Consider the following 5,971-nt stretch of genomic DNA (forward strand, 5'->3'; position numbering starts at 1 on the left):
TCGAGAAAACCGCGCTTTCCTACCTCAGCTTCCTTAACCTCGCCGCCGCAAGGCTATGGTTGAAGCATTTTGTCAACGCGACCTAGTTTGATCGCCGGCATGACATGGCGCTCAAGCCGGTTCTCCGCGCCCGTTCCTGATGTTAGCGCTCTGTCGCATGGGCATGAGGTGAAAAAGCATCCTGCCCGAATTCAACGCTCAGGGAGGGGATGAAATGGCTTCAGGTAAATGGTTCCAGACGACCGCATTGGCGAGCTTGTCGGTTTTCGCGGCTAGCGTGCCGGCAATGGCGGCGGACCAGACCGGACCTGTGGGAATCGAGGACATTGTGGTCACCGCCAGGCGGACCGAAGAAAATATCCAGACCACGCCGGTCGCCGTCACCGCACTGTCGACCGAAATGATCAAACAGGCGCAGGTCGGCAATGTGGCGGGCCTGCAGCGCACCGCGCCGAGCCTGTCGATCGCGACCGGCGCCCCGGGCGGTTCGGGCTTCGTCTATATCTCCATCCGCGGCATGCCGGCATTGAATCCGGGCGTCGCCAACGATCCTTCCGTCGCAACCTATGGCGACGGCGTTTATATTCCGCGTCCTTCGCAGGGTTCGGCCGATCTCATCGACCTGCAGCGGGTCGAGGTTCTGCGTGGCCCTCAGGGCACATTGTTCGGTCGCAACACCACCGGCGGCGCGCTCAACATCGTCACGGCCAATCCTACGGGCGATTTTGAAGGGCAGTTCCGCATTCAGGGCGGCAACTATGATTATCGCAATGTCGACGCGGTTCTCAACGTGCCATTGATGGGCGAGGAGCTGGCGGCGCGCTTCGTCTATGATTTCGTGGATCACGACGGCTATGCCCGGAATGTGACCTCGAACAGCGAGCTCAAGGACCGCAACAGCCATTATGCCCGCGCCAAATTACGTTGGGCGCCCGCCGGCAGCAACTGGTCCGCCACGCTCAGCGGCGATTATAATATCATCAAGGATCATGGCCAGTTCGTCGGTTTTGCAGCGGTCAATCCAGGCGCGAGCGCGGCGATCAGCGCCATCAACGCCGCAACCCCCCTCGCGCCCTATCTGCACAACAAAGCCCATTGGTACGATGCCTATGGCATTCCATTCAGCACCAATCCGCCGGTCGGGTCCAATTACGGTTTTCTGACCGCAGGCGGCCGAAACGCCTATAACAGGCTGGAAGCCTATGGCGGCAATCTCACGATCGATGGCGAAATCGGTTCCGTCACCGTGAAATCGATCTCTGCCTATCGCTACAGCAACGCGATCGGCCTGAACGAACTCGATGGCACTCCTGCCCAGATTCTGGCGGCCGAAAGCGCCTACAAGTCCGATCAATATTCGCAGGAACTTCAGTTCTCCGGGGAATTGGGCGACCGCTTCAGCTATATTCTCGGTGGCTATTATTCGACGGAAAGCGGCCGTGAATCGTCCGTATCGCAGACCTTCGGGTCGTTTGCGCCCGCAGCCCCCGCACCCAATTTCGGTTTCGGCCTGAATTACGGCACAGTGAAGAATGTCTCGGTCGGCCTGTTCAGCCAGGGCTATTACCGTCTGACCGACAAGATCCGTCTAACCGGCGGCGTCCGCTGGACATGGGATAAGCGTGAGGTTGTTCTGATGAACAGAACGAACCTTGCCGCCAACACCTGCGCGCCCGAACTGGTCTCGAATCCCGACTTCGTTGCGCCTTGCAGCCTGCCACGTTCGGTCAAATATAATTACCCCGCCTGGACGGCGGGTATCGATGTGGAAATCACCGACAGCCTTTTTGCTTATGTAAAGACGAGCGCCGCATCCAAGGCCGGCGGCTTCAATATGCGCAATGGTTCGGCTGCGACACCGCCGTTCAAGCCTGAGAAGGTCAGGGACGTTGAACTCGGCGTCAAGTTCAGCACATTGGATAACCGGTTGCGCATCAATGCCGCCGCTTTCCATTCCTGGCAGTCGGACGTTCAGCGCAATGCTTCCGACTGCATCACCCCACCGGGCGCGCTTGCCTGTGCAACCACGCAATTCCTCCGCAACTCGGGCGATGCGCGTGTCTATGGCGGCGAACTTGAAATAAGCGCCGTTCCCTGGGAAGGGATGCTGCTCTCCGGCAATCTCGCCCTGCTCGACGGCAAATATGTCTCCGGCACTTTCGTCGAACAGCAGCAGTTCGTTCCCGTCGCCGGCGCCAACGTGTCGGATTGCGTCGCCGGCACCGCCGCAGGTTCGGTCCGCTGTTCGGTCGATCGCAGCGGCGAGGCTCTGCCGCAAATGCCCAAGAAGCAGTTCGGCATATCGGCCACGCAGAAGGTGCCGACCCCATTTGGCGAACTCTCGATCTACGCAAACTACGCCTATATCGGCAAACAGAATTTCGGTCTGTTCACCGCCGATCCGCGGCGTCCGCAAGCCTATCGTGATGCGGTTGCCATTGCCAACCGGATCAATAGCATTCCGGGATATGGGCTTTTGAGTGGGCGCATCGCCTTGCAGATCGAAGATCCCAATCTTGAGCTGTCGATCTTTGGCCGCAATATTGGCGGAAAGAAATATGTAACCCGTGCCTTCGCCGATCAGTTGCCGACACTGGGCACGGCGATCGATTATATCGGCGATCCCTTTACGTGGGGTATCGGCGCGACCTTTCGTTTCGGACCGAAAAGCTAGTCCCGGAGCGACCGGCTTTGGCGCTTCCGCAATGGTTTGGCATTCATGCAGCCCCCGTTTGGGATTTACGAAGGTCGTTCGGAGTGGTTACCTCATTCGCGAACTTGGAGAAGGCCTGAGGGATATTTCATGACAGATACTATCAGGAAAATTGGTTTCATCGGTCTGGGCAGCATGGGCGGCGATCAGGCGCGGGAACTTGCCAAACTGCCGCTTGACCTTACCGTTTACGACGTGTTTCCCGAGGCACTGGCGAAATTCGAGGGCCGCGCGAAGCTCGCCGCTTCCATGGCGGAGGTCGGCGAGGATGCCGACGCCGTCGGCATCTGCGTGCGGGACGACACGCAGGTACTGGAATGCGTCGATGCACTGCTGCCCGCGATGAAGCGGGGAGCGATCCTGCTCATCCACAGCACGATCAAGCCGAAGACCGCGCAGCATATCGCCGAGCGCGCTGCCCCCCTGCGTATCGACGTCATCGATGCTCCGGTTACGCGCACCGAAATGAGCAAGGACGGTCCCTTCGTCTTCTGCATGACTGGTGGCGAGGAATCCGTCGCCGCCCGCGTCCAGGTGGTGCTCAACGCCTTTTCGACGAACACGATGCATATCGGTCCGCTCGGATCGGCAATGGCCCTCAAGATCTGCAACAACCTCGTTTCCTGGTGCGGCATCATGTTGGGTATAGAGGTTGCCAATGTGGCGGAGGCGTCGGGCGTGCCGATGGACAAGCTGCTCACCGTGATGAAGCGCAACGGCAATCTCACCCCGCCGATGGCGGGTTTCGTCGACTTCCGCAATAATCCGGGGGATGCAGCCCGGCGTGCCTTCTTCGCCAGCCAAGCCGGCATCGGCGAAAAGGACCTCGCGCTGGCTGAAGAACTGGCGGCGGGCGCCGATGCGGTATCGCCGATCACCAGCCATACCAAGACGCTGCTCAAGAAGACGCTGCTTGCAATCTGCGAGAGCTAGATTTTACCAAAATCGGCCGCGAATTTAGAGAGTTTTCGTTCAATGAATAAAACGCTGCCGGCCATGAAGCCGGCAGCGTTTTATTCATTTTGAATGATCGCTATCTCACTTTCAGTCCCACTGAAGATGAAGCTCGGGGACATGAAGAATGTTTCCGACGAAATAGCCGACCTCGAAGCCGTCCTTGATACGGAATGGTGGGATCGCCTTGAGAAATTCCTCAAGGGCGGTTTGAAGCTCCAGTCGTGCGAGGTGCATGCCCAGGCATTTGTGGATGCCATAGCCCAATGAAATATGCTGACCACGGCGATCGAAGCGGATTTCATTGGGATTGTCGTAGAAGTTTGGATCGCGTCCCGCGACGGGCGTAGAAACCGCCACATAATCGCCCGGCATGATCTTTTGCCCGTGGATTTCCATTTCGCGCGCCGCGATCCGGAAAACGCTGACCGGTGCGAAGGCGCGGAAAAACTCCTCGACGGCGAGCACGATCTTGCCTGGATTTTCACGCAGTTCTTCCTGCCGGTCCGGATAACGGGCAAGAAAGGTGAAGATATTGCCGAGCATCGAGGTAACCGTGTCGAGTCCACCGATAAAAAGGTTGAAACAATGGCCGAAAATTTCGGCATCATTCCATTTCCGGCCGTCTATCTCATAGTCGAAAATGCGACTGATATAATCATCGCGCGGATTAGCGCGCCGGTCGGCGATTTGTTCTTCAAGATAGGCCTTTACCTTACGCACGCCGCTCGCACGGGCTTCCAGCGTTTTGGTGTGCAGAATCTCCTTCTCCCATTGAAGGAACTCCTCCAATCTTTCTTGAGGCAAGCCGAGTAAATCGAGCACGATGTAAATCGGAAATTTTTCGGAAAATTCATGCACGAAATCGCAATGGCCGCGATCCTTGAAGCTGTTGATCAGCGTGATGGCACGCTCGTGCAGATTGTCGCGCATCGCGGCCATGCGTTGGGGCGCGAAATAGGGATTGAGCGCTTCGCGATACTGCCCGTGAGCGGGCGGGTCTGTCTCGGTAGGGATGACCAGCCAGTCTTCGCCAATGGATTGCGCGAACTTGCCCATCCCACGCTTTGTGAAATTCTCTCCATCCCGCAAAATTGTCTGTATGTCCTCCATGCGGGTCAGCAGCCAGCCCCCTTGATGAGCCATAAAGATATTGGTTACCCAAGTAATAGGACCTAAAGTTTCATGTATTTGGGGAATAAGGGTTTCCTGCGGACATTCCGAAATTGTGACACGATCGAATAGTCGAAGGGATATTGCCGCTTCTTCGGCGACATGGGGAGGAATGAGATCATAGTCGCAATTTGACATTGAATTTACCTCTTTGATTATAACTGAATATATATTATTTCATCAGATTATTTTCAATATAGAGCTAACGGTACCATTTTCTCCAATGTCACCTTTGCCTCAGTATCTCTCACGAGACAAAGTGGGCAATGCAAACTGGGAAACGTCGTTGCTGCCTCACGCAGATCATAGATTGTGCCCGATAAGCCGTAAATCGCGACAATATATTTCAGCATGACAGGCTGTCTCGAAAGCGCCAAAAAAGCTGGCTACCGGTTGGAGTGGTCACAGCGTAAAGCTCGTCATGGATGTTATCCTCTGTACGGCGCAGCTTGGCATCGAGCTAACTCTCGCACGGGCCACTGATTCGTTCTTATGGGCTATAATATCTCGACAGACGCGGTCCTTGCGGGCGCGCTGGATAAAATGAGTGGGAGCCTGTGGTCAGCAGCTTTCGGCGATAAGGGCCGAGGCGATCGCAGATTTGCGGATGTCTTTTGGTTTGAATAGTAATGCCTTGTTGCGTCAAGCACGCCATGCGGCCATAGGCGTAGGAAATGGGCGATCAGACACAGGCGATAATATTGCGCGTGGTCGAGCGTGCGCCACAATGGGTGCGCAGCGACCTGCTTTCCAAGGACGTCGGCGTACGCAGTCGAGCAGAAGAAACCTTGGCAGCCATGATTACGGATGCATTGGCGAATGGCACCCCTGAAACGTCTGGGGATTAAGGCGACACGCTATTTCGAAGCCATGAAAGGTGCGAGTAGTGGTCGGTTCCAGGCAATTTCTCTGCTCCGTTATGGCTGCACTGCTCTTATTCCCGTTTCACCCAGTCGCAGCAAGATCGGCGGTGGCTTTGCAGGTCGAATGCGCTCAGCAGCGACGCTTTCTGCTGCGGATCGATGGAGAGCGGGCGATCATTCGTTTAGCCCGGTTTATTCGTAATGCCGTTTCCTCTGCCGCACCCGGGCCTGTTGCACGGGTCGCTTAAGGATCAGGGCGAGCGATCGT

General features: G+C 56.6%; 4 protein-coding genes. 3 read left to right on the forward strand and 1 reads right to left on the reverse strand.

Translation table 11 applies throughout. The annotated features are described in order from the left end of the window. Positions 1-214: 214 nt before the first annotated feature. Entirely contained in the window at positions 215-2,674 is a 2,460-nt protein-coding gene (locus K7W03_RS26375) for a TonB-dependent receptor (protein WP_222887862.1), read from the forward strand. Positions 2,675-2,803: 129 nt separating this feature from the next. After that, positions 2,804-3,646: an NAD(P)-dependent oxidoreductase gene (locus K7W03_RS26380; RefSeq protein WP_222887865.1), complete on the forward strand. Its 843-nt coding sequence runs from the start codon at positions 2,804-2,806 to the stop codon at positions 3,644-3,646. A 111-nt stretch (positions 3,647-3,757) separates the two neighbouring features. On the opposite strand, the gene K7W03_RS26385 is transcribed toward K7W03_RS26380, so the two are convergent. After that, complete coding sequence (locus K7W03_RS26385) at positions 3,758-4,978, reverse strand: cytochrome P450 (RefSeq protein ID WP_066562932.1); 1,221 nt, start codon at positions 4,976-4,978, stop codon at positions 3,758-3,760. A gap of 536 nt (positions 4,979-5,514) precedes the next feature. Here K7W03_RS26385 and K7W03_RS26390 point away from each other — a divergent pair. Continuing rightward, positions 5,515-5,688, forward strand: coding sequence for a DUF6771 family protein (locus tag K7W03_RS26390; protein ID WP_169575794.1), 174 nt, complete (start codon positions 5,515-5,517; stop codon positions 5,686-5,688). Positions 5,689-5,971: the final 283 nt, after the last annotated feature.

Source organism: Sphingobium sp. PNB, assembly GCF_019873065.1.
Classification (GTDB): domain Bacteria; phylum Pseudomonadota; class Alphaproteobacteria; order Sphingomonadales; family Sphingomonadaceae; genus Sphingobium; species Sphingobium fuliginis.